26 protein-coding genes and 1 other annotated feature are annotated in these 24,234 nt (G+C 47.0%); all 26 genes read left to right on the forward strand.

Annotated features, from left to right (window positions below; all coding sequences use genetic code 11):
* Positions 1 to 236: 236 nt before the first annotated feature.
* The 26 genes from E0698_RS21915 to E0698_RS22040 all read left to right on the forward strand — a co-directional run bounded on the left by E0698_RS21915 (position 237) and on the right by E0698_RS22040 (position 23,951).
* Positions 237 to 1,424, forward strand: a complete 1,188-nt coding sequence (locus E0698_RS21915) for a GNAT family N-acetyltransferase (RefSeq protein ID WP_192512907.1) — start codon at positions 237 to 239, stop codon at positions 1,422 to 1,424.
* 569 nt (positions 1,425 to 1,993) lie between these two features.
* Positions 1,994 to 2,458, forward strand: coding sequence for a CtsR family transcriptional regulator (locus tag E0698_RS21920; protein WP_134912275.1), 465 nt, complete (start codon positions 1,994 to 1,996; stop codon positions 2,456 to 2,458).
* 63 nt (positions 2,459 to 2,521) lie between these two features.
* Entirely contained in the window at positions 2,522 to 3,046 is a 525-nt protein-coding gene (locus tag E0698_RS21925; protein WP_134912276.1) for a UvrB/UvrC motif-containing protein, read from the forward strand.
* 29 nt (positions 3,047 to 3,075) lie between these two features.
* Complete coding sequence (locus E0698_RS21930; RefSeq protein ID WP_134912277.1) at positions 3,076 to 4,140, forward strand: protein arginine kinase; 1,065 nt, start codon at positions 3,076 to 3,078, stop codon at positions 4,138 to 4,140.
* 44 nt (positions 4,141 to 4,184) lie between these two features.
* Positions 4,185 to 6,629 (forward strand): ATP-dependent protease ATP-binding subunit ClpC, encoded by a 2,445-nt coding sequence (gene clpC, locus E0698_RS21935; protein WP_134912278.1) that lies wholly within the window; start codon positions 4,185 to 4,187, stop codon positions 6,627 to 6,629.
* A gap of 313 nt (positions 6,630 to 6,942) precedes the next feature.
* Positions 6,943 to 8,316, forward strand: a complete 1,374-nt coding sequence (gene radA / locus E0698_RS21940) for a DNA repair protein RadA (protein ID WP_192512908.1) — start codon at positions 6,943 to 6,945, stop codon at positions 8,314 to 8,316.
* Positions 8,317 to 8,328: 12 nt separating this feature from the next.
* Complete coding sequence (disA, locus tag E0698_RS21945; RefSeq protein ID WP_134912280.1) at positions 8,329 to 9,405, forward strand: DNA integrity scanning diadenylate cyclase DisA; 1,077 nt, start codon at positions 8,329 to 8,331, stop codon at positions 9,403 to 9,405.
* A 54-nt stretch (positions 9,406 to 9,459) separates the two neighbouring features.
* A complete protein-coding gene (gene pssA / locus E0698_RS21950; protein ID WP_134912282.1) occupies positions 9,460 to 10,206 on the forward strand; it encodes a CDP-diacylglycerol--serine O-phosphatidyltransferase in 747 nt (248 codons plus the stop codon).
* Positions 10,207 to 10,397: 191 nt separating this feature from the next.
* A complete protein-coding gene (locus E0698_RS21955) occupies positions 10,398 to 11,483 on the forward strand; it encodes a PIN/TRAM domain-containing protein (RefSeq protein WP_192512909.1) in 1,086 nt (361 codons plus the stop codon).
* Positions 11,484 to 11,553: 70 nt separating this feature from the next.
* Complete coding sequence (gene ispD, locus E0698_RS21960) at positions 11,554 to 12,252, forward strand: 2-C-methyl-D-erythritol 4-phosphate cytidylyltransferase (RefSeq protein WP_192512910.1); 699 nt, start codon at positions 11,554 to 11,556, stop codon at positions 12,250 to 12,252.
* Positions 12,249 to 12,740, forward strand: a complete 492-nt coding sequence (gene ispF / locus E0698_RS21965; protein WP_134912287.1) for a 2-C-methyl-D-erythritol 2,4-cyclodiphosphate synthase — start codon at positions 12,249 to 12,251, stop codon at positions 12,738 to 12,740. The genes ispD and ispF overlap by 4 nt, the downstream gene beginning before the upstream one ends.
* A 24-nt stretch (positions 12,741 to 12,764) precedes the next feature.
* Positions 12,765 to 14,225 (forward strand): glutamate--tRNA ligase, encoded by a 1,461-nt coding sequence (gltX, locus tag E0698_RS21970; RefSeq protein ID WP_134912289.1) that lies wholly within the window; start codon positions 12,765 to 12,767, stop codon positions 14,223 to 14,225.
* A gap of 485 nt (positions 14,226 to 14,710) precedes the next feature.
* A complete protein-coding gene (cysE, locus tag E0698_RS21975) occupies positions 14,711 to 15,391 on the forward strand; it encodes a serine O-acetyltransferase (protein ID WP_192512911.1) in 681 nt (226 codons plus the stop codon).
* A gap of 24 nt (positions 15,392 to 15,415) precedes the next feature.
* Complete coding sequence (gene cysS / locus E0698_RS21980; protein WP_192512912.1) at positions 15,416 to 16,819, forward strand: cysteine--tRNA ligase; 1,404 nt, start codon at positions 15,416 to 15,418, stop codon at positions 16,817 to 16,819.
* Positions 16,816 to 17,274 carry a Mini-ribonuclease 3 gene (locus E0698_RS21985; protein ID WP_134912295.1) on the forward strand — a complete coding sequence of 153 codons (459 nt, stop codon included), beginning with the start codon at positions 16,816 to 16,818 and terminating at the stop codon, positions 17,272 to 17,274. The genes cysS and E0698_RS21985 overlap by 4 nt, the downstream gene beginning before the upstream one ends.
* A 59-nt stretch (positions 17,275 to 17,333) precedes the next feature.
* A complete protein-coding gene (rlmB, locus tag E0698_RS21990) occupies positions 17,334 to 18,080 on the forward strand; it encodes a 23S rRNA (guanosine(2251)-2'-O)-methyltransferase RlmB (RefSeq protein ID WP_025685949.1) in 747 nt (248 codons plus the stop codon).
* Positions 18,081 to 18,084: 4 nt separating this feature from the next.
* Positions 18,085 to 18,606, forward strand: coding sequence for an NYN domain-containing protein (locus tag E0698_RS21995; RefSeq protein ID WP_149096353.1), 522 nt, complete (start codon positions 18,085 to 18,087; stop codon positions 18,604 to 18,606).
* Between the two features lie 177 nt (positions 18,607 to 18,783).
* On the forward strand, positions 18,784 to 19,428 hold the full coding sequence (gene sigH, locus E0698_RS22000; protein WP_016324748.1) for an RNA polymerase sporulation sigma factor SigH: 645 nt from the start codon (positions 18,784 to 18,786) through the stop codon (positions 19,426 to 19,428).
* 332 nt (positions 19,429 to 19,760) lie between these two features.
* Positions 19,761 to 19,910 (forward strand): 50S ribosomal protein L33, encoded by a 150-nt coding sequence (rpmG, locus tag E0698_RS22005; protein WP_023990562.1) that lies wholly within the window; start codon positions 19,761 to 19,763, stop codon positions 19,908 to 19,910.
* A 20-nt stretch (positions 19,911 to 19,930) separates the two neighbouring features.
* A complete protein-coding gene (secE, locus tag E0698_RS22010) occupies positions 19,931 to 20,122 on the forward strand; it encodes a preprotein translocase subunit SecE (protein ID WP_013312170.1) in 192 nt (63 codons plus the stop codon).
* 22 nt (positions 20,123 to 20,144) lie between these two features.
* Positions 20,145 to 20,678 (forward strand): transcription termination/antitermination protein NusG, encoded by a 534-nt coding sequence (nusG, locus tag E0698_RS22015; protein WP_014278324.1) that lies wholly within the window; start codon positions 20,145 to 20,147, stop codon positions 20,676 to 20,678.
* 73 nt (positions 20,679 to 20,751) lie between these two features.
* Positions 20,752 to 21,177, forward strand: a complete 426-nt coding sequence (gene rplK / locus E0698_RS22020; RefSeq protein ID WP_014278323.1) for a 50S ribosomal protein L11 — start codon at positions 20,752 to 20,754, stop codon at positions 21,175 to 21,177.
* 88 nt (positions 21,178 to 21,265) lie between these two features.
* Positions 21,266 to 21,958: a 50S ribosomal protein L1 gene (gene rplA / locus E0698_RS22025; protein ID WP_014278322.1), complete on the forward strand. Its 693-nt coding sequence runs from the start codon at positions 21,266 to 21,268 to the stop codon at positions 21,956 to 21,958.
* A gap of 68 nt (positions 21,959 to 22,026) precedes the next feature.
* Positions 22,027 to 22,178, forward strand: a sequence feature (ribosomal protein L10 leader region).
* Between the two features lie 72 nt (positions 22,179 to 22,250).
* Positions 22,251 to 22,754 (forward strand): 50S ribosomal protein L10, encoded by a 504-nt coding sequence (gene rplJ, locus E0698_RS22030; protein ID WP_134912299.1) that lies wholly within the window; start codon positions 22,251 to 22,253, stop codon positions 22,752 to 22,754.
* 69 nt (positions 22,755 to 22,823) lie between these two features.
* Complete coding sequence (rplL, locus tag E0698_RS22035; RefSeq protein WP_025685943.1) at positions 22,824 to 23,189, forward strand: 50S ribosomal protein L7/L12; 366 nt, start codon at positions 22,824 to 22,826, stop codon at positions 23,187 to 23,189.
* A 147-nt stretch (positions 23,190 to 23,336) separates the two neighbouring features.
* Positions 23,337 to 23,951, forward strand: coding sequence for a class I SAM-dependent methyltransferase (locus E0698_RS22040; protein ID WP_192512913.1), 615 nt, complete (start codon positions 23,337 to 23,339; stop codon positions 23,949 to 23,951).
* Positions 23,952 to 24,234: the final 283 nt, after the last annotated feature.

Consider the following 24,234-nt stretch of genomic DNA (forward strand, 5'->3'; position numbering starts at 1 on the left):
ACGACCGTTAAGCCCTCCAGCGCCGATGGTACTTGGACCGCAGGGTCCTGGGAGAGTAGGACGTCGCCAAGCAAAAGTAAGAAGGATCATGATCTCCTTGAGATTGTGGTTCTTTTTTTATACATTTTTACTATAACCATCTGTTCCTAAGGTTGACAGAGAACCAAGGCTTTGCGACACTCTAAAGGTGTGATCTTTTTGTGGAAGTCCAAGTATGCGAGCGAGGTGACAAACTTATGGAAATCAGGCAATTACAACGTGAGGAATTTGAAGCTGCTATTGAGTTGTCTCAATATGCTTTTCAGTTTACAATGTCCTCGGAGGATCTGGAGAAATCCAAAAAGAAATTCAAACCAGAACAAACTTGGGGGATATTCGACGGAACGGACTTGAATGCGAAGCTGACTTTGTTACCGCTACAGGTATACATACAAGGTCAGGTTTTTGACATGGGGGGCATCGCTGGTGTGGCAACGTGGCCGGAAAAACGGCGCGGGGGTCTGGTTTCACGCCTTTTAACGCATGCGCTTGAAGAGATGAAGGATGCGGGGCAGAGTCTTTCTTTTTTACATCCTTTCTCCTTTGCCTTCTATCGTAAATTTGGATGGGAAACGTATATTGAATACAAAAAGTATATCATTCCGATTGATAAATTCCCTGCCAAGCTTAAAACCAAAGGTACGGTCAAACGGGATGTGAAGGATATTTCTGAGCTGGACCAAGTGTATCAAGCCTACGCTTCGCGTTATAATGGTACACTGGTACGAAACAAGGAATGGTGGCAAGAGCGGACATTAAATAAAAACTACCGAACCGTAGTGTACTACTCTGAAGCAGGCGATCCTCAGGGATATGCTTTATACAAAATTGAAGATAAGCAATTGAATTGCGACGAACTGGTATATATTAATGAAACGGCACGGCGGGCGTTGTGGACGTATTTTGCCAATCATGATTCGATGATAACCCAAGGTAAATTTATTTACATTCCGGCCGATGATAAGCTGCCATTTCTACTGGATGATCCACGAATTCAGCAGGAAACAGTGCCTTATTTTATGGGCCGTATTGTAGATGCTGCTGCTTTTGTGGAGAAATATCCTTTTGAGGCCATGGGAGAGGAAACACATTTGAACTTATATCTGACAGATCGATATGCTCCATGGAATGAAGGAATATGGACATTGACGGTCACCGCGGAAGGGCAAGGACATTTGGACAGAGTGGATTCAAACAGTTCTTCCGAGGACGCAATAGAAGCTGACTTGAGTGTGAGTATCCAATCGCTGACCACCCTGATGCTTGGCTATCAGCGGCCTGATGATCTGTATAAGTGGAGTCGTATTACAGGGCGCAGCGAGTCTGTATCTGCATTAGAACGTGTAATACCGGTAACACAAACATTTTTGCTGGATTTTTTCTAATTGTAACGATCTTAAATGCTCCTGAGTCTTCATTTTTTAGGGAATATAGCTTAAATACCTTTTATAAAGTGTGGATGATTTTAACGATATTTTTCAGAACTCTTTCCGTAAAGGGAAGAGTTTTTCTTATATTGTATAAAACATAATTAGATTGCGAAAAATGATATTGACCCCTTGGCAAAAATATATTTTGTGCTATAATGTGAATATAGTCAAAGAAAGTCAAAGTCAATGGAGCCTGTAGTGCTTCATTAGAATGGTGTGAATACGCTGAGTTTTTAGCCGTATATAATACATTGACACCAACACAGCATGAAAAGATAGACCTGATTTGTTGATAAACATCCACTGTAATCTCATGGGCGTGAGGAAAGGTGTATGATCTATTACGAATAAAGGTCACACTAGAAGCTAAACGGGATGTTTTTAAGTGAGGACGGAGGGTGAATTAGCTCCACTACTGGCTTAGATTACTGACTTTACCGTTTGGTTAAGTTCAATATACGGCGGACTCTGTGGAGCGTGAAATGTACTGAATATTTGCGTTTCCGTTAGTGGAGGATGATGAAATGCGCAATGTTTCCGATATTATTGAACAATATTTGAAGAGCATATTGCTGGAAAGTCCCAAAGGTTTAGTGGAAATTCAGCGTAATGATTTGGCTGACCGCTTTTCCTGCGTGCCGTCGCAAATTAATTATGTAATCAGTACCCGCTTTACGCTGGAAAAAGGCTATGTGGTGGAAAGTAAGCGCGGTGGTGGGGGATACATTCGCATTCAGCGAATTCAACTGCCCGCACAGCATGCGATCCATACCCATCTCCATCAAAGCATTGGAGAGGAAATTAGTCAATCGGCAGCGGAAGGACTGATTTATCAGTTGGAGGAAGCCCGTTTTTTAAGCAAAAGGGAAGCTGGTTTAATGAAGGCCGCTTTATCAAGGGACACATTATTGCTGAAGCTTCCCTATCGTGACCAGCTACGGGCAAGGCTGCTTAAGGCTATGCTGATTTCGTTGCTGGTGGCCAGATAGCGTGTGATTCAAGATTTGGATGTAGGGATTTGTAAAAATCCTGACGCTGAAGGAGGTGCTTTTATGCTGTGCCAAGAATGTAATAAACGGCCGGCAACTTTGCATTTCACCAAAATTGTGAATGGCGAAAAGACAGAGTTTCATATTTGTGAGACGTGTGCGAAGGAAAAAGGGGAGATGATCCCTGGTACACCTAATGGCTTTTCAATTCATAGCCTATTGTCGGGTATGCTGGATTTCGAATCCAGTACAAAGAGCCAGTCGCCAGGCCATAGCGGTCCGCAGAACCTGCAATGCAAGGAGTGTGGCATGACCTATGCACAGTTCAGTAAGCTGGGACGCTTTGGGTGCCCGTCGTGCTATCAATATTTTGACAGCCGTCTGGACCCGTTGTTCAAGCGTGTGCAGGGCAATACGAGCCATGTGGGCAAGGTTCCGGTTCGCACCGGAGGTCGATTGAAGGTTAAACGGCAAATTGACGATCTGAAAAAAGAGATGCAACAACATATTGTACAGGAAGAATTCGAATCAGCCGCTGAGCTTAGGGATCAAATCAGAGAGCTTGAAAAAGAAATGACTGAAGAGTAAAGTTTGTGAAGAGTAGGAGGGGATGCGTAATGCCTAATATCCGGTTTACGGAAAAGCCGCTAAGTGATTGGATGCGTGGTGATGCTGCGGATTCAGAGATTGTCATTAGTAGCCGGGTGAGAATTGCGCGTAACTTGCAGCATCTGCCTTTTCCCATGCTTGCTACCAACCAGCAGTCGGAAGAAGCACTTCAACGCTTGACGGATATCCTTCAGTATGATGATTTAGGACGCTTTGGTACCTTTCATACCCTGAAAATATCCGAGTTGGATGAGATCGACAAGCAGGTGCTAGTTGAGAAGCATTTGATTAGTCCTAATTTGGCGAACGAATCTCGTAACGGTGCTGTTTTGATTAGCGATGATGAATCGGTTAGTGTTATGATAAACGAAGAGGATCATCTGCGTATCCAGTGCTTATATCCGGGATGTCAGGTTAGAGAAGCTTGGGAACGTGCTATGGTTATTGATGATGCATTTGAGGCGCATGTCGATTATGCATTTGATGATCGTAGAGGTTTTCTGACCAGTTGTCCGACGAATGTTGGCACAGGGATGAGAGCTTCAGTGATGATGCATCTGCCCGCACTGGTCATGACTCATCAGATTAACCGCATTTTGTCTGCTGTTTCACAGGTAGGTCTTACCGTTCGCGGTATTTATGGTGAAGGCAGCGAAGCGGTCGGCAATCTGTTTCAGGTATCCAATCAGATTACACTGGGACAAACCGAAGCGGAAATTATCGAAAATCTGCATGGCGTTGTGCTGCAAATTATAGAGCACGAACGTTCCGCCAGGGAACGGCTGATGAATGAGTCCATGCTGCGGATTACAGATCGGGTGATGCGTTCATTCGGTATTTTGTCATATGCAGCGGTACTGGATTCCAAGGAGGCCGCACAGCGGTTGTCCGATGTACGTCTTGGCGTGGACTTGGGGATTTTGGAGCGTCCATCCACCGCAGCGATGAATGAGCTGAATGTGATGACGCAACCCGGATTTCTGCAAAAAAGCTTTGGTGATAAAATGAATACCGGTGAGCGCGATATGTACCGGGCGAAGCTGATCCGGCAAAAATTAGGCACAACCCTTTAATATATAGAATGATCTGAAATACACACTGTGGAGGTGCAGGATATATGATGTTTGGAAGATTTACGGAACGCGCACAAAAAGTGCTTGCCTTGGCTCAGGAAGAAGCTGTTCGATTGGGACACAACAACATTGGCACGGAGCACATTTTGCTCGGCCTCATTCGTGAAGGTGAAGGAATTGCAGCGAAAGCCTTGATTGGTTTAGGGCTAGGACTGGAAAAAATTCAGGATGAAGTGGAAACGCTGATTGGACGCGGTCAAGAACAACCGACGAACATTGCCTATACTCCACGCGCCAAAAAGGTTATCGAGCTGTCTATGGATGAAGCTCGTAAGCTGGGCCATACCTATGTAGGTACAGAGCATATTTTGCTCGGTCTTATCCGTGAAGGCGAAGGTGTAGCAGCCCGTGTACTGAATAACTTGGGTATCAGCCTGAACAAAGCACGTCAGCAAGTGCTTCAATTGCTTGGCAGCAGCGAGGCTGTTTCCAGCCATCACGGTGCTCCGGCTAATGTCAGCACACCAACGCTGGACAGCTTGGCACGTGATTTGACGGCATCTGCGAAGGAAAACAATCTGGACCCTGTCATTGGGCGTAGTAAGGAAATTGAGCGTGTAATTCAGGTGCTCAGCCGCCGTACGAAGAACAATCCGGTTCTGATCGGTGAGCCAGGGGTAGGTAAAACGGCAATTGCCGAAGGACTGGCTCAAAAAATTATTGCCAATGAGATTCCCGAAACGCTGCGTGACAAGCGTGTTATGACACTGGATATGGGTTCTGTGGTAGCAGGTACCAAATATCGTGGTGAATTCGAGGATCGCTTGAAAAAGATTATGGACGAGATTCGTCAGGCCGGAAATATCGTACTGTTCATTGACGAGCTGCATACGCTGATCGGTGCAGGTGGAGCGGAAGGTGCAATTGATGCCTCCAACATTTTAAAGCCTGCTCTGGCACGTGGCGAGCTGCAATGCATCGGTGCGACAACGCTGGACGAATACCGCAAATATATTGAGAAGGACGCTGCTTTGGAACGTCGCTTCCAGCCGATTACGGTAGATCAGCCTTCTCCAGAAGAAGCTATTCAAATCTTGTATGGCCTGCGTGACCGTTATGAAGCGCATCACCGTGTGAAAATTACGGATGAAGCCATTGAAGCGGCAGTAAAATTGTCGGATCGTTATATCACCGACCGCTTCCTGCCGGATAAAGCAATTGACCTTATTGATGAAGCAGGCTCCAAGGTAAGGCTGAATTCCTACACGGTACCGCCAGACCTGAAACAGCTGGAAAACCGTCTGGAAGATATCCGTAAGGAAAAGGATTCGGCTGTACAAAGCCAGGAGTTCGAAAAGGCGGCTGCACTGCGTGATACAGAGCAGAAAATTCGTGAAGAGCTGGATGTTACGAAAAACCAATGGAAAGAGCAACAGGGACGTACAGATTCCGAAGTAACACCGGAGGATATTGCTCAGGTCGTTGCGATCTGGACAGGTGTTCCGGTCAGCAAGCTGAAAGAGGAAGAAACGCATCGCTTGCTGAACATGGAAGAGTTGTTGCATGAGCGGGTCATTGGGCAGGATGAAGCAGTTAAGGCAGTTAGCCGGGCTATTCGCCGGGCACGTGCCGGTCTGAAAGATCCGAAACGTCCAATCGGCTCCTTTATTTTCCTCGGTCCAACCGGGGTTGGTAAAACCGAGCTGGCACGCGCTTTGGCTGAATCCATGTTCGGAGATGAAAATGCGGTTATCCGAATCGATATGTCCGAATACATGGAGAAGCATTCCACGTCCCGTCTGGTAGGAGCGCCTCCAGGATATGTTGGATATGAAGAAGGCGGTCAACTGACTGAGAAGGTACGTCGTAAACCTTACTCCGTCGTTCTGCTGGATGAGATTGAAAAAGCACATCCAGAAGTATTCAACATTCTCCTGCAAGTGCTGGAAGATGGACGTCTGACGGATTCCAAAGGCCGTGTTGTCGATTTCCGCAACACACTCATCATCCTAACATCCAATGTGGGTGCACAGGCGATCAAACGTAACTCCACGCTCGGCTTTACAGCTGTTGTGGACGCTGGAGCGGATTATGATAACATGAAGGGCAAAGTGATGGATGAACTGAAGAAAAGCTTCCGTCCCGAGTTCTTGAACCGGATTGATGAAATTATCGTTTTCCATTCTCTCGAAGAAAAACACATTGCCGAAATCGTGTCGCTTATGTCCGAAGAGCTGCGTAAGCGTCTGAATGAGTACGAGGTGGACTTTGAGTTGACAGACAAGGCTAAGGCATTCCTTGCGAAGGCAGGCTTTGATCCGGCGTATGGTGCGCGTCCATTGCGTCGTGCAATCCAGAAGCATATCGAGGACCGTCTGTCCGAGGAGTTGCTGTCGGGTAATATCACTAAAGGTGATTCTCTCTTCATTGATGAAGAGAACGGTGCGTTGACCGTAACGAAAAAGGATAACGTATCTGCGAAGTCCTGAGCATTGTACTGAGTAGGCAATAAGAGTTAACGATAATCCTCGGCTTTTGCCCAAAAGGACAGAAGTACGATAGGTTAGCACAATAAAAGTGGTCAGAAAGGGTGTCTCGCAGGCTGAAAAGCTGTGGCGAAGGCACCCTTTTTGTGCATAAAGCACTGTGGAACGGTCGGATAAGTGCTTTGGAAAAGTTTGTGATATCGCTTTACGTCCGCCAAGCTTCAATGGTAAACTTTTATTGTTACAGCTCTTTCCGGGCTGTGTGAAGATAAATCCGACATTGATCGTTGTCATATAAGGAGCCAAGGAACAAAGTATGGCTAAAGTGAAAACTAAATTTTCCTGTACGGAGTGCGGTTATGAATCGCCCAAATGGTATGGAAAATGTCCCGGATGCCAGGCATGGAATTCCATGGTGGAGGAAACGGAAAGCGTTGTTAAAACTCAAGGAATGGGTTCTTCCCTTCTTACTCATAGCACAAAAGATAAACCGCTTCCTATTATCGAAGTGGAGAGTGGTAAAGAAGCACGAATTTTGACGGGAATTGGCGAATTGAATCGCGTGCTCGGGGGAGGCGTGGTGCCGGGTTCACTCGTTCTGGTGGGCGGTGATCCGGGGATTGGAAAATCTACGCTTATGCTACAGACATCGAATGAGCTGGCTTTAACCGGTTTAAAGGTGCTTTATGTGTCAGGTGAGGAATCCGTTCGTCAGACGAAGCTGCGTGCAGACCGTCTCGGTGCCTTGTCCCCCAATTTATACGTATTATGTGAGACGAATTTGGAGACGATTGAAGAAGCGGTAGACAGCTTGAAACCGGAGTTTCTGGTGATTGACTCTATCCAGACTGTATATTTGCCTGAGGTGACGAGTGCGCCGGGGAGTGTAGCACAGGTACGGGAATGTACTTCACGTTTTATGCGGATTGCCAAGGGATTAGGTATTGCAACGGTGCTGGTAGGACATGTAACCAAGGAAGGGGCCATTGCAGGCCCGCGTCTGTTGGAGCATATGGTCGATTGTGTGCTTTATTTTGAAGGAGAGCGCCATCATACGTATCGGCTGTTGCGTGCGGTTAAGAATCGTTTTGGCTCTACGAATGAAATTGGTATTTTTGAAATGGTTGAAAGCGGCTTGCGTGAGGTGTCGAATCCTTCCGAGCTGTTCTTGTCCGAACGACCTCTAGGGGTGGCTGGTTCCACAGTCGTCGCCAGTATGGAAGGAACCCGACCTGTATTAGTTGAGCTGCAAGCGCTGATTGCGACTACACATTTTCCTTCTCCGCGCCGAATGGGTACAGGGGTTGACCATCACCGAATGGGATTGATTATAGCCGTGTTGGAAAAGCGGATGGGTATGTTTTTGCAAAATCAGGATGCGTATCTAAATGTGGCCGGGGGCGTAAAATTGGATGAACCAGCGGTGGACCTGGCTATAGCGGTGAGTATTGCTTCCAGCTTTCGGGATGCGCCTACCAAGCCGTACGATGTGATTTTTGGCGAGGTGGGGTTGACGGGTGAGGTGCGCGCTGTATCCCGAGCGGAGCAGCGTGTGCGGGAAGCAGAGAAGCTGGGTTTTAAACGGGTGATTATGCCGGAGAAGAGTCTGAAGGGCTGGACGCATCCGAAAGGGATACAAATTGTAGGAGTAGGAACGGTGGCAGATGCATTGGCAGCCGCATTAGATTAGGGGGCAATGAGAATGAAAGAAGCGAGCCAACTGGATAAAATGAATGATTTGCTGCGGCTTGTGGCACCGGGAACTCCCTTTCGCGACGGACTGGAAAACGTGCTGCGCGCCAAAACGGGCGCTCTTCTGGTCGTTGGCTATAGCCCGGAGGTAATGGAGGTCGTGGACGGCGGCTTCTCGATTAACTGTGATTTTTCACCGAACTATTTGTATGAACTGGCTAAGATGGACGGTGCCATCATACTGAGTGAGGATTTGAAACGAATTTTATACGCAAATACGCAATTGATTCCCGATTCTTCTATCTCATCGATTGAAACGGGTATTCGTCACCGGACAGCGGAGCGGGTTGCCAAGCAAACTGGCAAGTTAGTCGTGTCCATTTCCCAGCGGCGTAATATTATTACATTGTATCAGGGAACGCTGAGATACGCGCTCAAGGAAATCGGGGTTATTTTAACGAAAGCCAATCAGGCCATTCAGACGCTAGAAAAGTATAGATCCGTGCTAGGGCAAGCCTCGACGAATTTGACGGCATCCGAATTTGAAGAATTGGTTACCATGCCCGAAGTCGTAAATGTCATCCAACGGATCGAAATGGTGCTGCGCATCAAAATGGAAATCAAACGATTTATTAACGAGCTTGGGAATGAGGGCCGTTTAATTAGCATGCAGATGGATGAGCTTGTCAGTAATATCGAGGAAGAGGCCTGGCTACTGTATAAGGATTATGCCAAAGACGATAGCGATGAGAAAATTCGTGGCATTATATTGGGCCTCAAGCGTTCCACGGACGATGAGCTGCTGGATGCAAATCATATTGTGCGTTTGCTGGGATACCCGTCTTCGGCTGCGACATCAGAAGAATATATCGTGGCGCGCGGTTATCGGGTGCTGAACAAGATACCACGTCTACCGAATGTGATCATTCACAATCTGGTGGAGCGGTTTGGACGTTTTCCGCATGTTATGACAGCGACGATTGAAGAACTGGATGAAGTAGATGGCATTGGAGAAGTCCGTGCGCGTACCATTAAAGAGGGACTCAAACGATTGCAGGAACAAGTTTTCATTGACAGGCAAATGTAAATGTAATACAGTGAAAGGATTATAATGGAACAATTCATACATTGAGGTGAAGAGATGATTACCAAATCAATTCCGAACATGTGTACCTTGGGTAACTTGTTTCTCGGAATGATCGCCATTTTATTGGCCGTAGACGGAAAATACAGTCTTGCCGCTATTATGGTTATTGTCGCCATGTTGTTGGACGGACTGGATGGACGAATGGCCCGGGCGCTAAATGCCCAGAGCGAATTCGGTAAAGAACTTGACTCCTTATCAGATATGATATCTTTTGGTGTAGCTCCCGCAGTTATTATGTACATGGTTGCTTTTCATGATGCTAATTCGGCTTTGGCCTGGACGGTTACGGCTATTTTTCCGATGTGTGGAGCGTTACGTTTGGCTCGTTTTAATGTACGTCCCGGTGTCCCGGGTTATTTTACAGGCTTGCCGATTCCGGCAGCAGGTGGAGTGCTGGCGACTTTATCTTTGTTTCATAATGATGTCTCTATGTTATACATGTCGGTTGCGATGCTGCTTGTCTCTTATTTGATGGTCAGCTCGATGAAATATCCGAATTTAAAAAAGGTGGGCCTTCCGAAGAAAGCGATCTGGATCGCTCCATGGGTTGTGGTTGCTGCCGTTGTACTGGCAGTTAAATTCCCGGATCAATTATCGAAGCTGATTTTCGTACCGTTGGTGCTGTATGCATTGTATGGCATGAAACTGAATATCCGTAAGCTGTCACGTAGACGCGGGCGCGGACGGGGACGTTCCACTCAGGAAGAACAGGATGACCAATACCGTCATTCACAACATTAGAATTAGGCGAGAAAACAATAAAGCATTTATATCCTTGAATCATTTCAGGGAGATAGATGCTTTTTTTATGCATAAAAAATCAAATACATAGGGTTAGTTGCGGGAGAATTGGATCATACTGGTAGGGAAAGTGATGTATAACCAATAAATATCAGGGTGCAAAAAGAAAACAAAGGAGGTATAGAGACTCGATGTTAAGAAAGGCTATTTTAACTTTTACAGGATTGTGCGGAGCATGGTTCGGCTATACGTTATACCATCGGGTAGGAGGTATCGTATCATGGCTGCCCCAGTGGTTGAGTGATGGTTCTTTACCGGGAATGGCTGTTTGGATGATTGCGGGAGCTGTGTTATTTATGGCTGGATGTTCGCTCGCCGGAACAGCTGTGGCGAATCGTTTACAGCAGGGGATCGAAGGTTTGGTACGGATTCCAATGAACGAGATGATGGCAGGTGCGATTGGATTGGCGGTGGGCTTGATCCTTTCCTTAGCAGTTTACCCGCTCTTGTCATGGCTGGGGGCACCAGGTCAACTGATTCAAACGGCTGTTACCATCGTATGCGGATATGTGGGTGTGATGGTCGGACTGGAAAAGCGGGACGAGCTGTCCTCATTTTGGAGTTCGGGATTTTTTGGTCGACATACGGGTGTGGAAGAACGCAAGCTGGAGGAACATAAAATTTTGGACACCAGCGTGATTATAGACGGACGTATTGCGGATATTTGCAAGACGGGTTTTATCGAAGGCACGATTGTTATTCCGGAATTTGTGCTGGAGGAGCTTCAGCATATTGCAGATTCGTCGGATTTGCTCAAGCGTAACCGCGGGCGGCGAGGTCTGGATATTTTGAACAAGATTCAAAAAGAGTTGGATGTAAATGTATTGATTTACGAAGGCGATTTTGAGGAGATTTCAGAGGTCGACAGCAAGCTGGTCAAGCTGGCAAAGGTGCTACAGGGTAAGGTGGTAACGAACGATTTTAACCTGAATAAGGTGTGCGAGCTTCAAGGTGTATCGGTGCTGAATATTAATGACTTGGCAAATGCAGTGAAGCCTGTAGTGCTGCCCGGTGAGGAAATTATGGTGCAGATTATCAAAGACGGCAAGGAGCATGGGCAAGGTGTGGCCTATCTGGATGATGGTACGATGATCGTTGTGGAAGGCGGACGTGACTACATCGGTTCGCTGATGGAGGTGCTGGTTACAAGCGTACTTCAGACCTCTGCGGGGCGTATGATTTTTGCCAAACCGAAATTATTGGAAAAAGCTCAATAAACGCGGTATGATGAAGTAGATGTGTAATCATACGGATCGTCCAGATGCGATCAAGGCAGGAGTCATTTCAATGAACAATCGGGTAGGAGTCGTCATTGTGGCGGCCGGGCGCGGCTCCCGTATGGGAACGCCGGAAAGCAAGCAATTTTTGCTTTTGCGGGACAAGCCCATCTTCATACATACACTTGAAATATTCGCAGCCATGCCCGAAGTGGATGAAATGGTGATGGTGACGGGGGCAGAAGATGTCGAGCGCTGCCAAGAATGGATTCGTCAATACCGGATCAGCAAGGATGTACAAGTGGTGGCTGGTGGCAGTGAACGCCAGCATTCGGTATATCGCGGTCTGAGCCACCTGCAAGCAGATTGGGTGATGGTGCATGATGGTGTGCGTCCACTCATTCAACCTGAGCTTATACGTTCGTGCCTGGAGACAGCTATGCGTACCGGTGCTTCTGTAGCGGCGGTGCCTGTAAAGGATACAGTCAAGCAAGTGAACGGGGATGGTATCATTACAGCAACGCCGGATCGCCGAAGTCTGTGGAGTATTCAAACGCCACAGACTTTTCGTCTTTCCGATCTGTTGCGGGCCTATGAGAAAGCGGACCAGGCGGGATTTTTGGGGACAGACGATTCTATGCTGGTGGAGCGATTAGGGATTCCGGTGACTGTCGTTCAGGGCAGCTACAAAAACATCAAAATTACCACGCCTGAGGATTTGGATATGGCGGCGTTATGGGTAAAGACAGAGGGAGAGGATATCAGATGATCAGAGTGGGACAAGGGTTTGACGTCCACCAACTGGTGGAAGGAAGGCCGTGCATTATCGGGGGCGTGAATATTCCTTATGAAAAGGGATTGCTGGGTCATTCCGATGCTGACGTGCTGCTGCATGCGGTTAGCGACGCTATTCTGGGCGCGCTCGGTCTGGGTGACATCGGGAAGCACTTTCCGGATAACGATCCCGAATTCAAGGATGCCGACAGTCTCAAGTTGCTGGAGCATGTATGGAGTTTGGCCAAAGAGCGGGGATACCGCTTGGGGAATATTGATTCTACGATTATTGCGCAAAAGCCCAAAATGGCATCTTACATCCCGCAGATGAATGAAGTTATCGCTCGTGCGTTGGAAGCAGAAGATCCTTCCCAGGTAAACGTTAAGGCAACTACGACGGAGCAGCTTGGCTTTGCCGGGCGGGGTGAAGGAATCGCGGCTCAATCGGTTGTCTGTCTTGTAAAGGGTATGCTATCATCTTGAGAACTTAGATTTGGAGGAGATTTTATGAGCACGGAAGTTCGTGTACGTTATGCCCCAAGCCCAACAGGGCATCTGCATATTGGAAATGCCAGAACGGCTTTGTTTAATTATTTGTATGCTCGGAACCAAGGTGGCAAATTTATTATTCGTATTGAAGATACAGATGTGAAACGCAACATTGAAGGCGGGGAAGAGAGCCAGCTTAAATATCTGAAATGGCTGGGTATGGATTGGGATGAAAGCGTGGATGTCGGAGGCGAGTATGGACCTTACCGTCAGACTGAACGTTTGGATATATACAAAACCTATTGGCAGGATCTGCTGGATCGTGGCCTGGCTTACCGCTGTTACTGCACCGAAGAAGAACTGGAACGCGAACGTGAAGAACAGACGGAACGTGGGGAGACACCACGCTACTCCGGGAAGCACCGTGATCTGACGGAGGAACAGTGTCAGGCATTCGAAGCGGAGGGTCGTGTACCAAGTATCCGTTTCCGCGTACCAGAAGATCGCGAATATACGTTTAATGATATGGTCAAAGGCCAAATTACGTTTAATTCGAAGGAAAGCGGCGATTTTGTTATCGTCAAAAAAGACGGTATTCCGACATATAACTTCGCTGTAGCAGTAGACGATCATTTGATGAAAATATCACATGTGTTGCGGGGCGAGGACCATGTCTCCAATACACCGCGACAATTGATGATCTTTGAAGCGCTTGGATGGGAGCCTCCAATCTTTGGTCATATGACACTGATCGTGGGCGATGATCACAAAAAGCTTAGCAAACGCAACGAGTCCATTATTCAGTTCATGGAGCAGTACGACAAATTGGGCTACTTGCCAGAAGCTATATTCAATTTTATTGCGCTGCTGGGCTGGTCCCCGGAAGGCGAAGAAGAAATTTATGACCGGGAACAATTGATTTCGATTTTCGATCCTAACCGTTTGTCCAAAAGTCCGGCTGTCTTTGATACGAACAAGCTGGCTTACCTGAACAATCATTATATTAAAAAAGCCGATCCTGAGCGGATTGCTGGTATGGCGATTCCTCATTTGCAAGCAGCGGGGCTGTTACCGAATGAATTATCGGAGGAACAACAGAATTGGGCTAAGGCTCTTGTTCGCTTATATCAGGAACAAATGACCTCTGCGTCCGACATTGTGGCTTTGTCTGAGCTGTTTTTCCGTTCGCATCTGGAGCTTGATGCTGAAGCGGCGGCAGTATTGGCCGAAGAGCAGGTTCCTGAAGTACTTAAAGCCTTTGCTGGCAAGGTTGAAGTGAGCGAGGAATTTACCGCTCCACAAATGGCCAAGCTGATCAAGGAAGTTCAAAAGGAAACTGGCTTTAAAGGGAAACAGTTGTTCATGCCGATTCGTGTGGCCCTTACAGGTCAAACTCATGGACGCGATTTGAACGAAACGATCTTCCTGCTCGGACGTGACAAGGTCCTGGACCGTCTCAAGGCACAAATTAAAGGCTGATATTTCTTGTCAATTTGTTGTCTTTTCGCTATAATGACTCCATTGATACGGATTGATATTTACGTGTAAAGGCTGAGAACAGGAGAAGTACACTGCATAAGGGCATTTGCCAGAGAGGACGGCCGAGGGGAACCCCGGGGCTGGAAGCCGTCCAGATGACCTGCGGAGGAAATGCGCCTGGGAGCCGTGCGCCCGAACCCAATTAGCGTCGACTGCTGATGTGGCAAGGGTGTGCCGAATCGTTCTCGTTACCGGACGCCAAAGACGGGCTTCTCTGCTTATATGCAGCAGGTATGCCCGAAGCAGAGTGGGACCACGTTCATGCGTCTCTGCAGCTTAGGCTGCGGAGGCGCTTTTTCATTTTTATCAGACTCAAACTTGTTAAAGGTGAAAAATGTCGAAGCGTGCTGTCGAATGCAAAAATTGGCGAAACGCGGAGTGGTGTGGAGATGCGGCAAGGAAATGGGGGAAATAGGAGGGGCGACATGTTCAGACATATCAAATCCGACATTCAGACTGTTTTGGATAATGATCCGGCCGCCCGGAGCAAGCTGGAGGTTATTTTTACGTATTCCGGCGTTCATGCACTTTGGGCACATCGAACCGCACATTGGTTTTATCTGCGAAACTGGTGTACTCTAGCTCGTTTTATATCGCAAGTATCGAGGTTTATGACAGGGATTGAAATCCATCCCGGTGCTCGTATTGGAGATCGGCTGTTCATTGACCATGGCATGGGAGTTGTCATTGGGGAAACCTGCGAGATTGGTGATGATGTCGTATTATACCAGGGGGTCACTCTTGGAGGGACGGGGAAAGAGAAAGGGAAGCGCCACCCTACGATTGGGAATAATGTGGTTATAGGCTCTGGGGCCAAGATATTAGGCTCTTTTACGATTGGGGCGCAGTCCAACATTGGCTCCAACTCGGTTGTGCTAAAAGAGGTACCGCCAAACAGTACGGTGGTGGGTATCCCGGGACGGGTTGTCAGACAGGACGGTAGACGTCCGGATCGACTTAGTCACCAGTTACCCGATCCGGTCGTGGATTCTATGCGGGAGCTTCAACTGGAAATAGAACGATTGCGTGCAGAAATATCTGATTTGAAGGATGGGCGATCCGCTCAGAAACATCAGGTGGCCCAAGAGAATAAAATAGAAAAATGATTTTCATGAGGGAGGAACATAACAATGCCGCTTCAAATTTATAATACAATGACGAGGAGTCGGGAGCCTTTTGTGCCACTGGAGCCTGGAAAGGTTAAAATGTATGTATGCGGACCTACCGTGTATGATTACATTCATATTGGCAATGCACGACCTGTAATTGTATTTGACGTGGTGCGCAGCTACCTAGAGTACTTGGGCTATGATGTAAACTATGTGGTGAATTTTACGGATGTCGATGATAAATTAATCCGCAAAGCTCGGGAACTTGATATGGATGTTTCGGCAGTTGCTGAGAGATTTATTGCTGCCTACCATGAGGATCTGGCAGGATTGAATGTTCCTGCTGCCAGCATGAACCCTCGTGTAACAGAGAGCATGGACCTGATTATTGATTTTATTAAGGAATTGGTAGACAAAGACTATGCCTATGAGAATGATGGGGATGTGTTCTATCGGACCAAAAAGTTCAAAGATTACGGACAACTATCAGGTCAAAAATTGGAAGAGCTTCAGTTCGGAATTCGCATCAATGTGGATGAACGCAAGGAAAATGCCGAGGACTTTGTACTCTGGAAGGCAGCGAAGCCGGGCGAAATTTATTGGTCGAGCCCTTGGGGAGATGGACGACCAGGCTGGCATATCGAATGCTCTGCTATGGCTCGCCATTATTTGGGGGATACACTGGATATTCATGGGGGCGGACAGGATCTGCAATTTCCGCATCATGAATGTGAATGCGCACAATCCGAAGTGATTACGGGTAAGCCATTATCTCGCTACTGGATGCATAACGGATATATTCGCATTGATAATGAAAAAATGTCGAAATCACTCGGTAATGGTATTTTGGTAAAAGATTTGCGCGCTCGTCACAAGCCAGAGGCTTTACGCTATTTTATGCTTTCGACTCATTACCGGAATCCGTTGAACTACAACCAAGAGACGATGAGTCAGGCGGAGAATAGTGTCGAACGGATTGCCAATGCAGTTACCAACGTGAAGCATCGTTTAGCCAATGCGCTGGAAGGCAACGGGGAAGTGTCAGTGGAACTGCAAGCCAAGCTTGACGGGATCTTGCAGCAGTTTGGCGAAAAAATGGATGATGATTTCAATACACCTGACGCGATTACTGCTGTATTTGACTGGGTTAGCGAAGCGAATCATCTGTTGCAGCGCGATGTCGTAAATCAGGCGGAATTGAAGGCTGTATTGCATACCTTTCATACGATGAACAACGTACTTCGTATTTATGCGGAACCGAGAGAAGAATTGTTGGATGATGAAATTGAACAATTGATTGCGGAACGTGTCGAGGCACGCAAAACCAAGAACTGGGGCAGAGCCGATGAAATTCGCGATCTGCTGGCTGCCAAAGGAATCGTGCTTGAGGATACAGCACAGGGTATGCGGTGGCGGCGAAAATGAGTGATAAGCCATTGAATACGGGAGCTTCGGAAGGTGCGGGAAACTGGTTCCCGTATCCTGCGTCCAAGCCGGCCCGCCTGATGCCGCCGATTGCGCTGGCTTACATTGGCGATGCCGTGTATGAGGTTGCGGTGCGGCAATATTTGCTGGCGCAGCCCAATCTGCGCCCGAACCATTTACATCGGCGAGCCACAGGGCTAGTCTCTGCCAAGGCGCAGAGCCGTATGCTCACGCTGCTGGAGACGGTACTGACGGAGGAAGAACGTGATATTGTTAGACAAGGCAGAAATGCCAAGTCAGGAAGCCTGCCCAAAAATGCTGATGTGCTTGAGTATCGTCATGCTACTGCGCTGGAGGGACTGTTCGGTTTTCTTTATTGTGACGGACGTTTGGACAGAATGAGAGAATTGATTACGTACGGCATTGCACAAATGGAAAATACAGAAAAATCTTAATTGGGAACGAGCGGATCAAATGCATTGAGCATTGGCCGTTTCCCGGGAGGAAGCTAGATATGGAAGAAGAATGGATTGCCGGTAAGCATTCGGTAACGGAGGCGCTTCGTTCAGGCAGAACGATAAATAAAATATGGATTGCGGATAATGCACAAAAGCACCTGACATTGCCCATTACGGCTGAGGCTAAAAAAGCGGGGATCATTGTGTTACAGGTGGACAAGCGTAAGCTTGATCAAATGGTTCCGGGAATACAGCATCAGGGAGTGGTTGCACAGGCTGCACCTTTTGCCTACGTTGAAGTGGAAGAACTGCTCGCAACTGCTCGTAGCAAGGGAGAGGAGCCGTTTTTAATCCTATTGGATGAGATTGAAGATCCGCATAATCTGGGGTCTATCCTTCGGACAGCGGACTGCACAGGTGCACATGGCGTAATCGTGCCCAAAAGACGTTCGGCGGCAGTAACTGTAACGGTGTCCAAAACATCGGCGGGGGCGGTTGAGTACGTTCCAGTGGCGCGTGTGAACAATTTAGGGCAAACGATCGACCGCCTCAAAGAGGAAGGCGTATGGGTAGTCGGCACGGATGTGACAGCTACGGACCCGGTTTTTGGAAATGGTGTATTCACGGGACCAGTGGCTATTGTCATTGGTAACGAAAATAAAGGGATAGGCCGTTTGATCCGTGAGAAATGTGACGTACTCGTTAAGCTGCCGATGGCTGGGCAAATCAATTCCCTGAATGCTTCTGTAGCCGCAGGTGTCGTGATGTACGAAGTGTTGCGCGGACGACAGGCACGGGGCTGATGATATGGCTGACACGCGGGATGTTCTGCTTGTGGACGGTTACAACATGATTGGAGCCTGGCCCGAACTTTCCGCACTGGTACAATCTGGTATGCAGGAAGCGAGGGACAGACTGCTTGAACGACTCGCGGATCATCAGGCGTATTCCGGCAGAAGAGTCATCGTCGTATTTGATGCTTACCGGGTGCCAGGATTGGGTAAAACGTATGCCCAGAGTAAAGTCCAGATTTATTTTACAAAAGAAAAAGAAACCGCTGACGAGTGTATCGAGCGATTGGTTCGGGAGCTAAGCAGCCGAAGAAGAAGCATTTATGTAGCAACAAGTGATCAGGTGGAACAACATGTCGCTTTTGGACAAGGAGCGCTCAGGGTGTCGGCGCGTGAACTTTTGATTGAGATTGAGGAATCTGAAAAGGAAGTGAAAAAGCGGATAGAGCAGGATAGCGCCAAATTGTCCCGCAATTCGCTGGATGCCAAGCTAAGCCCGGAGCTTCGAAAGCTGTTCGAGCGCTGGAGAAGAGAATAATCCAGAAAAAGAAAATCCAGTAATTGGACAGTTCCCCATTTTGAAACCATTGACAATTTTGTTAGTGCTCTTCTTTTTTAGGCTGTTGTGGTTGACGGTATCAGGTTACATCGCGTATACTTGTCCTATATTTGAGAGAGTAACGGGTATCTTGCGTTGCAGCCGGAGGGATTGTTAGTGAGTGTGGACCTCAAGGATATCATGTTGTCAAAGTTTGATTACAAAAATGATGAAGACATTGTCGGAGCAGTCCATGAAGGTGATGGGGAGGCACTGGAGTTTCTGATTAATAAATATCGGAACTTCGTGCGGGCCAAGGCCAGATCCTACTTCCTGATCGGCGCTGATCGCGAGGATATTATTCAGGAGGGCATGATTGGTCTCTACAAATCTATTCGTGATTTTAAGGGAGACAAGCTTGCTTCGTTCAAGGCCTTCGCCGAGCTGTGCATTACAAGACAGATTATTACGGCAATCAAGACGGCCACACGACAAAAGCACATTCCTCTGAATTCCTACGTATCTCTGGACAAGCCCATTTATGATGAAGAGTCGGATCGGACGTTACTGGACGTGATTTGCGGAACACAGGTAAGTGATCCTGAAGAACTGATTATCAATCAGGAAGAGTTTGTAGGCCTTGAGGACAAAATGTCCGAGATTCTGAGCGAGCTGGAACGGAAGGTACTTATGCTGTATCTGGACGGACGTTCATATCAGGAAATTGCCGAGGATCTTGACCGCCACGTGAAATCTATTGATAATGCGCTGCAACGGGTCAAGCGCAAACTTGAAAAGTATTTGGAAGTAAGGGATAGCTGAAAGTAGAGGCTGGCAGGGAAAAGGCTCGAGTCCGAGTCTTTTTTTATTCGTTAAGGGCAGGATATGCAGGTTTATATGTGTGAAGAATGATTTATACTAAAAAGATAAATAATAGATATCGCATGGATCTTGGAGAGGTTTTTCAGAGATGATTTTACAAGGATGAACAGATGTTAAAATGCACCACAGCCGGGACTGCGAAATGTATGCAAACATTCGTTGACATGGAAAACCGCGTGTGATAAAGTGTTTTAGGTAGGCCTAAATTCGCGGTTTTTTTTAGGATCAATTATGAGACTTCCGGTGTTGGATGTCTTCGGGAGGTGCACATCATGCGGGTAATTATTACTTTGGCTTGTACAACATGCAAACAAAGAAATTACACAACGACTAAAAACAAGCGTAATCACCCCGACCGCATGGAGATGAAGAAATTCTGTAAGTCCTGTAACGAACAGACTTCTCATCGGGAAACCAGATAGTTTTTGGAGGTGTAGTCGGCGTGAAACGCAGTTTCAAGTCTCTGTTTTCCTTTTTCTCTGAAAGCTGGGCTGAACTCAAGAAGGTTCGCTGGCCCAATCGTAAAGAACTGACCAACTATACGCTGATTGTCATTGGGACGATTGCGTTTGTCACGATTTATTTTTGGGTTCTCGATATCGGCATTTCCGCTGTGATCGAAGCGATTATCTAGGAAGGGTTCCAGGTGGCTTGATATGGAAAAAAGATGGTACGTCGTTCATACCTATTCAGGGTATGAGAACAAAGTCAAAGCCAATTTGGAGAAACGCGTTGAGTCCATGGGCATGGAGGACAAGATTTTCCGCGTTCTTGTTCCAATGGAAGAAGAACTGGTAACCAAGGACGGTAAGAAAAAGACCGTTATGCGTAAAGTATACCCTGGTTATGTCTTGGTCGAAATGGTTCAAACCGACGACTCTTGGTATGTTGTGCGCAACACACCAGGTGTTACGGGATTTGTAGGATCAACAGGCTCGGGTTCCAAACCGACAGCTTTGCTTCCAGAAGAAGTTGAACAGATTCTGAAGCATATGGGCATGGTAGAGCCGAAACCGAAGATTGAATTCGATGTTAAGGAATCCGTGCGAATTAAAGTTGGTCCTTTTGCGAATTTTGTGGGCTCCGTGGAAGAAATTTTGGTTGAGAAGAGCAAGCTTAAGGTTCACGTCAACATGTTTGGACGGGAAACCCCGCTTGAGTTAGATTATACTCAGGTGGAGAAAATATAGATTTTTCTTACAGGTTTCTTGTGGGAGGATCATTAGGTCCGTCTACCACTATTGAGTCAAGGAGGTGTCATCCGTGGCAAAAAAGGTAATCAAAATGGTAAAACTGCAGATCCCTGCAGGTAAAGCTAATCCAGCGCCTCCAGTAGGTCCAGCTTTGGGTCAAGCAGGTGTCAACATCATGGCATTCTGTAAAGAGTTCAATGCTCGTACTGCTGATCAAGCAGGCCTGATCATCCCGGTTGAAATTTCGGTGTTTGAAGATCGTTCTTTTACATTCATCACCAAAACTCCACCGGCTGCTGTGCTGTTGAAAGTTGCTGCTAAAATCGAAAAAGGTTCCGGTGAACCGAACAAAACGAAAGTTGCAACTGTAAATCGCGCTACCGTTCGTCAAATTGCTGAGCAAAAAATGCCTGACCTTAACGCAGCTTCCGTAGAATCGGCAATGCGTATGGTTGAAGGTACTGCTCGCAGCATGGGTATCACCATCGTAGATTAATTTATATTAGTCTTCGTGTGCCGGCAGTTTGACTGTCCGGCAAGTGTGGGAGGAATATCCGCTAATACCACATAAGGAGGAAAAGATTATGGCTAAACATGGTAAGAAGTACTTGGAAGCCGCTAAGCTGATCGACAGCGAAGCGACTTATGAGCCTTTAGAAGCCGTTGAATTGGTGAAAAAAGGCGCAACTGCTAAATTTGACGAAACTGTTGAAGCAGCAGTCCGTCTGGGCGTAGATTCCCGTAAACAAGACCAGGCTGTTCGTGGTGTTGTTGTCCTGCCACATGGTACGGGTAAAACACAGCGCGTTCTGGTATTTGCAAAAGGTGACAAAGTGAAAGAAGCCGAAGCGGCTGGCGCTGATTTTGTTGGCGATCAAGATATGATCAACAAAATTCAACAAGGCTGGTTCGAATTCGACGTCTGCGTTGCGACACCTGATATGATGAGTGAGGTTGGTAAACTGGGTCGTTTGCTCGGTGGTAAAGGCTTAATGCCAAACCCTAAAGCAGGCACAGTTACTTTCGACGTTGCCAAGGCTGTTCAAGAAATCAAAGCTGGTAAAATCGAATACCGTCTCGACAAAGCGGGTCAAATTCATGCGCCAATCGGCAAAGCATCCTTCAGTGCTGAACAACTGAACGAGAATCTTAAAGCTTTGATCGAAGCCTTGAACCGTGCGAAGCCAGCGGCTGCTAAAGGTGTTTACCTGAAAAACATCGCTATTTCTTCGACTATGGGACCAAGTGCTCGTGTGAACGCATCTGTTTACAAATAATATTTTGATTGACACGTTCAATTGATTTTGTTATTCTGTAAAAGTTGTGAGTCCGTGTGACTGACCATTAAAGTTGAATATGCTTACCGTAGACAGTAGGGGCCTTCGGGCTTAATCTCCTACCGAGGTGTTATGATAGAGCGTTTCATGTGACGGGCTTGTCCCGTTCATGTAGATTTATCAAGCCTTCGTACTCTACGGAGGCTTTTTTCATGCTCATGAAGGTAGCTTTGTGCGACCGCCGGATAGGTCGGTCGAGCAAAGCGGATAAATTGATCAGGAGGTGTACAGTTTGGCAAATGCAAAAGTGATTCAAGCAAAACAAGAAGCTGTTGAAGTTGTAGCTGCAAAATTGCGCGAGAGCGTAACAACTGTGGTTGCTGACTATCGCGGTCTGAATGTTGCCCAAGTAACTGAGCTGCGTAAGCAGCTTCGCGAAGCCGGAATCGAATTTCAAGTGCTGAAAAACACGCTGCTCCGTCGTGCAACTGCGGCAGCAGAATTGACTGAACTGGACGCAGTATTGACAGGTCCTACTGCAATCGCGTTCGGCAAAGATGATGCAGTGTCTGCAGCTAAAATCTTGAATGATTTCGCTAAGAAAAACACTGCGCTGGAACTGAAAGGTGCAGTTGTAGAAGGCCGTGTTATCGGTGTTGAGGAAATCAAAGCGTTGGCAGAACTGCCATCCCGCGAAGGTCTCCTTTCCATGCTCCTCAGTGTGCTTCAAGCTCCTGTGCGCAACTTCGCGCTTGCAGTTAAAGCTGTTGCGGAAAAAGAAGAGCAAAGCGCATAAGTTAGGGATTAAAGCTGCTGTATAGCAGATTGAAAACAAAAAAATAAGAATTTAAATGGAGGTTCAACCATGAGTAAAGAGCAAATCTTGGAAGCAATTAAAGGTATGTCCGTATTGGAACTGAACGATCTTGTTAAAGCAATCGAAGAAGAATTCGGCGTAACTGCAGCAGCTCCAGTAGCTGTAGCAGGTGGCGCAGCAGGTGGCGCAGCAGAAGCTGAGCAATCCGAGTTCGACGTAATTTTGACAAGCGCTGGCGCTTCCAAAATCAATGTTATCAAAGCAGTTCGCGAAATTACAGGTCTTGGCCTGAAAGAAGCAAAAGAACTGGTTGACAACGCTCCAAAACCACTGAAAGAAAAAATCGCGAAAGAAGAAGCTGATTCCCTGAAAGCAAAATTGGAAGAGGCAGGCGCTTCCGTAGAAGTGAAATAATTGACTGTTATCTAGCAGACAATGCACTAAAACAAACCCCTTGAGGTGATCTTCAAGGGGTTTATTGCTGTAAAACGGCAGTACAAGCATGTCTGAAACATTTTAGTGAAGGCTATGATGGTATTACAACCAAGGAGGTGGTCATGAATGTCTGATCATTATTACTCCAAACGGCCAGAGACGGCGCACGAACGGCGGAGCCTGGAAACAGTGCTGCGGGGGCGGACATACCGTTTTGCCAGCGATTCAGGCGTTTTCTCGAAGCAGGGAATTGATTACGGTAGCCGTGTGTTGATTGAGGCGATGCAGCTTCCTGCGCAGGCTTCAGTGCTGGATGTAGGGTGTGGCTATGGACCGATTGGTTTGACGGCAGCTACGCTTGTACCGAATGGTCACGTTACAATGGTGGATATTAACGAGCGAGCCGTTCAACTGGCTATAGAGAACGCGGAACGGAATGGAATTACCAATGTGACGATAAAGCAAAGCGATCTATTTGAGGCAGTAAAAGATGATCGGTTTGACGTGATTCTAACGAATCCACCTATACGTGCGGGTAAGGAAACGGTGCATACCATTTTCGAGCTTGCTTATGAACATTTAAATGAAGGTGGAGCTTTGTGGGTGGTTATACAGAAAAAGCAGGGTGCCCCTTCGGCAAGCGCTAAAATCGAGAGCCTTTTCGGACGTGTGGAGGAAGTTACGAAGGATAAAGGTTACCGTATTTTGAAGGCGAAAAAAAGTTTCAGAAAAATGCAATAGGACCATTGACTTGAATCCTGGTCTGTGATATCATTATAAAATGTCAGTATTAGGATGCCCTCCATGGCTTTAGTTTGTTGAAATGTCAATAGGTTTATGCGTAGAAGGGTATAGTATTTATACCTATTACGTATAATACAATCATTTTGGGCAAATCTACAAGTGATGAAGATCTTCCGGTAAGAGGATTCTGCAGATACGTTGCTCTTTTTTCGAATGCATTCGAGTAAGGGCTTTTCTGTATTTGTGGATTGAATCTTCTGTCTGTGTCTTATTATAAGGT

Source organism: Paenibacillus sp. 23TSA30-6 (assembly GCF_014858585.1).
Taxonomy (GTDB): domain Bacteria; phylum Bacillota; class Bacilli; order Paenibacillales; family Paenibacillaceae; genus Paenibacillus.

What these genes read in the sequence shown, in the direction of transcription:
- E0698_RS21915 (WP_192512907.1), top strand. Translation starts at nt 237, where the DNA reads ATGGAAATCAGGCAATTACAACGTGAGGAATTTGAAGCTGCTATTGAG.
- E0698_RS21920 (WP_134912275.1), top strand. Translation starts at nt 1,994, where the DNA reads ATGCGCAATGTTTCCGATATTATTGAACAATATTTGAAGAGCATATTG.
- E0698_RS21925 (WP_134912276.1), top strand. Translation starts at nt 2,522, where the DNA reads ATGCTGTGCCAAGAATGTAATAAACGGCCGGCAACTTTGCATTTCACC.
- E0698_RS21930 (WP_134912277.1), top strand. Translation starts at nt 3,076, where the DNA reads ATGCCTAATATCCGGTTTACGGAAAAGCCGCTAAGTGATTGGATGCGT.
- clpC (WP_134912278.1), top strand. Translation starts at nt 4,185, where the DNA reads ATGATGTTTGGAAGATTTACGGAACGCGCACAAAAAGTGCTTGCCTTG.
- radA (WP_192512908.1), top strand. Translation starts at nt 6,943, where the DNA reads ATGGCTAAAGTGAAAACTAAATTTTCCTGTACGGAGTGCGGTTATGAA.
- disA (WP_134912280.1), top strand. Translation starts at nt 8,329, where the DNA reads ATGAAAGAAGCGAGCCAACTGGATAAAATGAATGATTTGCTGCGGCTT.
- pssA (WP_134912282.1), top strand. Translation starts at nt 9,460, where the DNA reads ATGATTACCAAATCAATTCCGAACATGTGTACCTTGGGTAACTTGTTT.
- E0698_RS21955 (WP_192512909.1), top strand. Translation starts at nt 10,398, where the DNA reads ATGTTAAGAAAGGCTATTTTAACTTTTACAGGATTGTGCGGAGCATGG.
- ispD (WP_192512910.1), top strand. Translation starts at nt 11,554, where the DNA reads ATGAACAATCGGGTAGGAGTCGTCATTGTGGCGGCCGGGCGCGGCTCC.
- ispF (WP_134912287.1), top strand. Translation starts at nt 12,249, where the DNA reads ATGATCAGAGTGGGACAAGGGTTTGACGTCCACCAACTGGTGGAAGGA.
- gltX (WP_134912289.1), top strand. Translation starts at nt 12,765, where the DNA reads ATGAGCACGGAAGTTCGTGTACGTTATGCCCCAAGCCCAACAGGGCAT.
- cysE (WP_192512911.1), top strand. Translation starts at nt 14,711, where the DNA reads ATGTTCAGACATATCAAATCCGACATTCAGACTGTTTTGGATAATGAT.
- cysS (WP_192512912.1), top strand. Translation starts at nt 15,416, where the DNA reads ATGCCGCTTCAAATTTATAATACAATGACGAGGAGTCGGGAGCCTTTT.
- E0698_RS21985 (WP_134912295.1), top strand. Translation starts at nt 16,816, where the DNA reads ATGAGTGATAAGCCATTGAATACGGGAGCTTCGGAAGGTGCGGGAAAC.
- rlmB (WP_025685949.1), top strand. Translation starts at nt 17,334, where the DNA reads ATGGAAGAAGAATGGATTGCCGGTAAGCATTCGGTAACGGAGGCGCTT.
- E0698_RS21995 (WP_149096353.1), top strand. Translation starts at nt 18,085, where the DNA reads ATGGCTGACACGCGGGATGTTCTGCTTGTGGACGGTTACAACATGATT.
- rpmG (WP_023990562.1), top strand. Translation starts at nt 19,761, where the DNA reads ATGCGGGTAATTATTACTTTGGCTTGTACAACATGCAAACAAAGAAAT.
- nusG (WP_014278324.1), top strand. Translation starts at nt 20,145, where the DNA reads ATGGAAAAAAGATGGTACGTCGTTCATACCTATTCAGGGTATGAGAAC.
- rplA (WP_014278322.1), top strand. Translation starts at nt 21,266, where the DNA reads ATGGCTAAACATGGTAAGAAGTACTTGGAAGCCGCTAAGCTGATCGAC.
- rplL (WP_025685943.1), top strand. Translation starts at nt 22,824, where the DNA reads ATGAGTAAAGAGCAAATCTTGGAAGCAATTAAAGGTATGTCCGTATTG.
- E0698_RS22040 (WP_192512913.1), top strand. Translation starts at nt 23,337, where the DNA reads ATGTCTGATCATTATTACTCCAAACGGCCAGAGACGGCGCACGAACGG.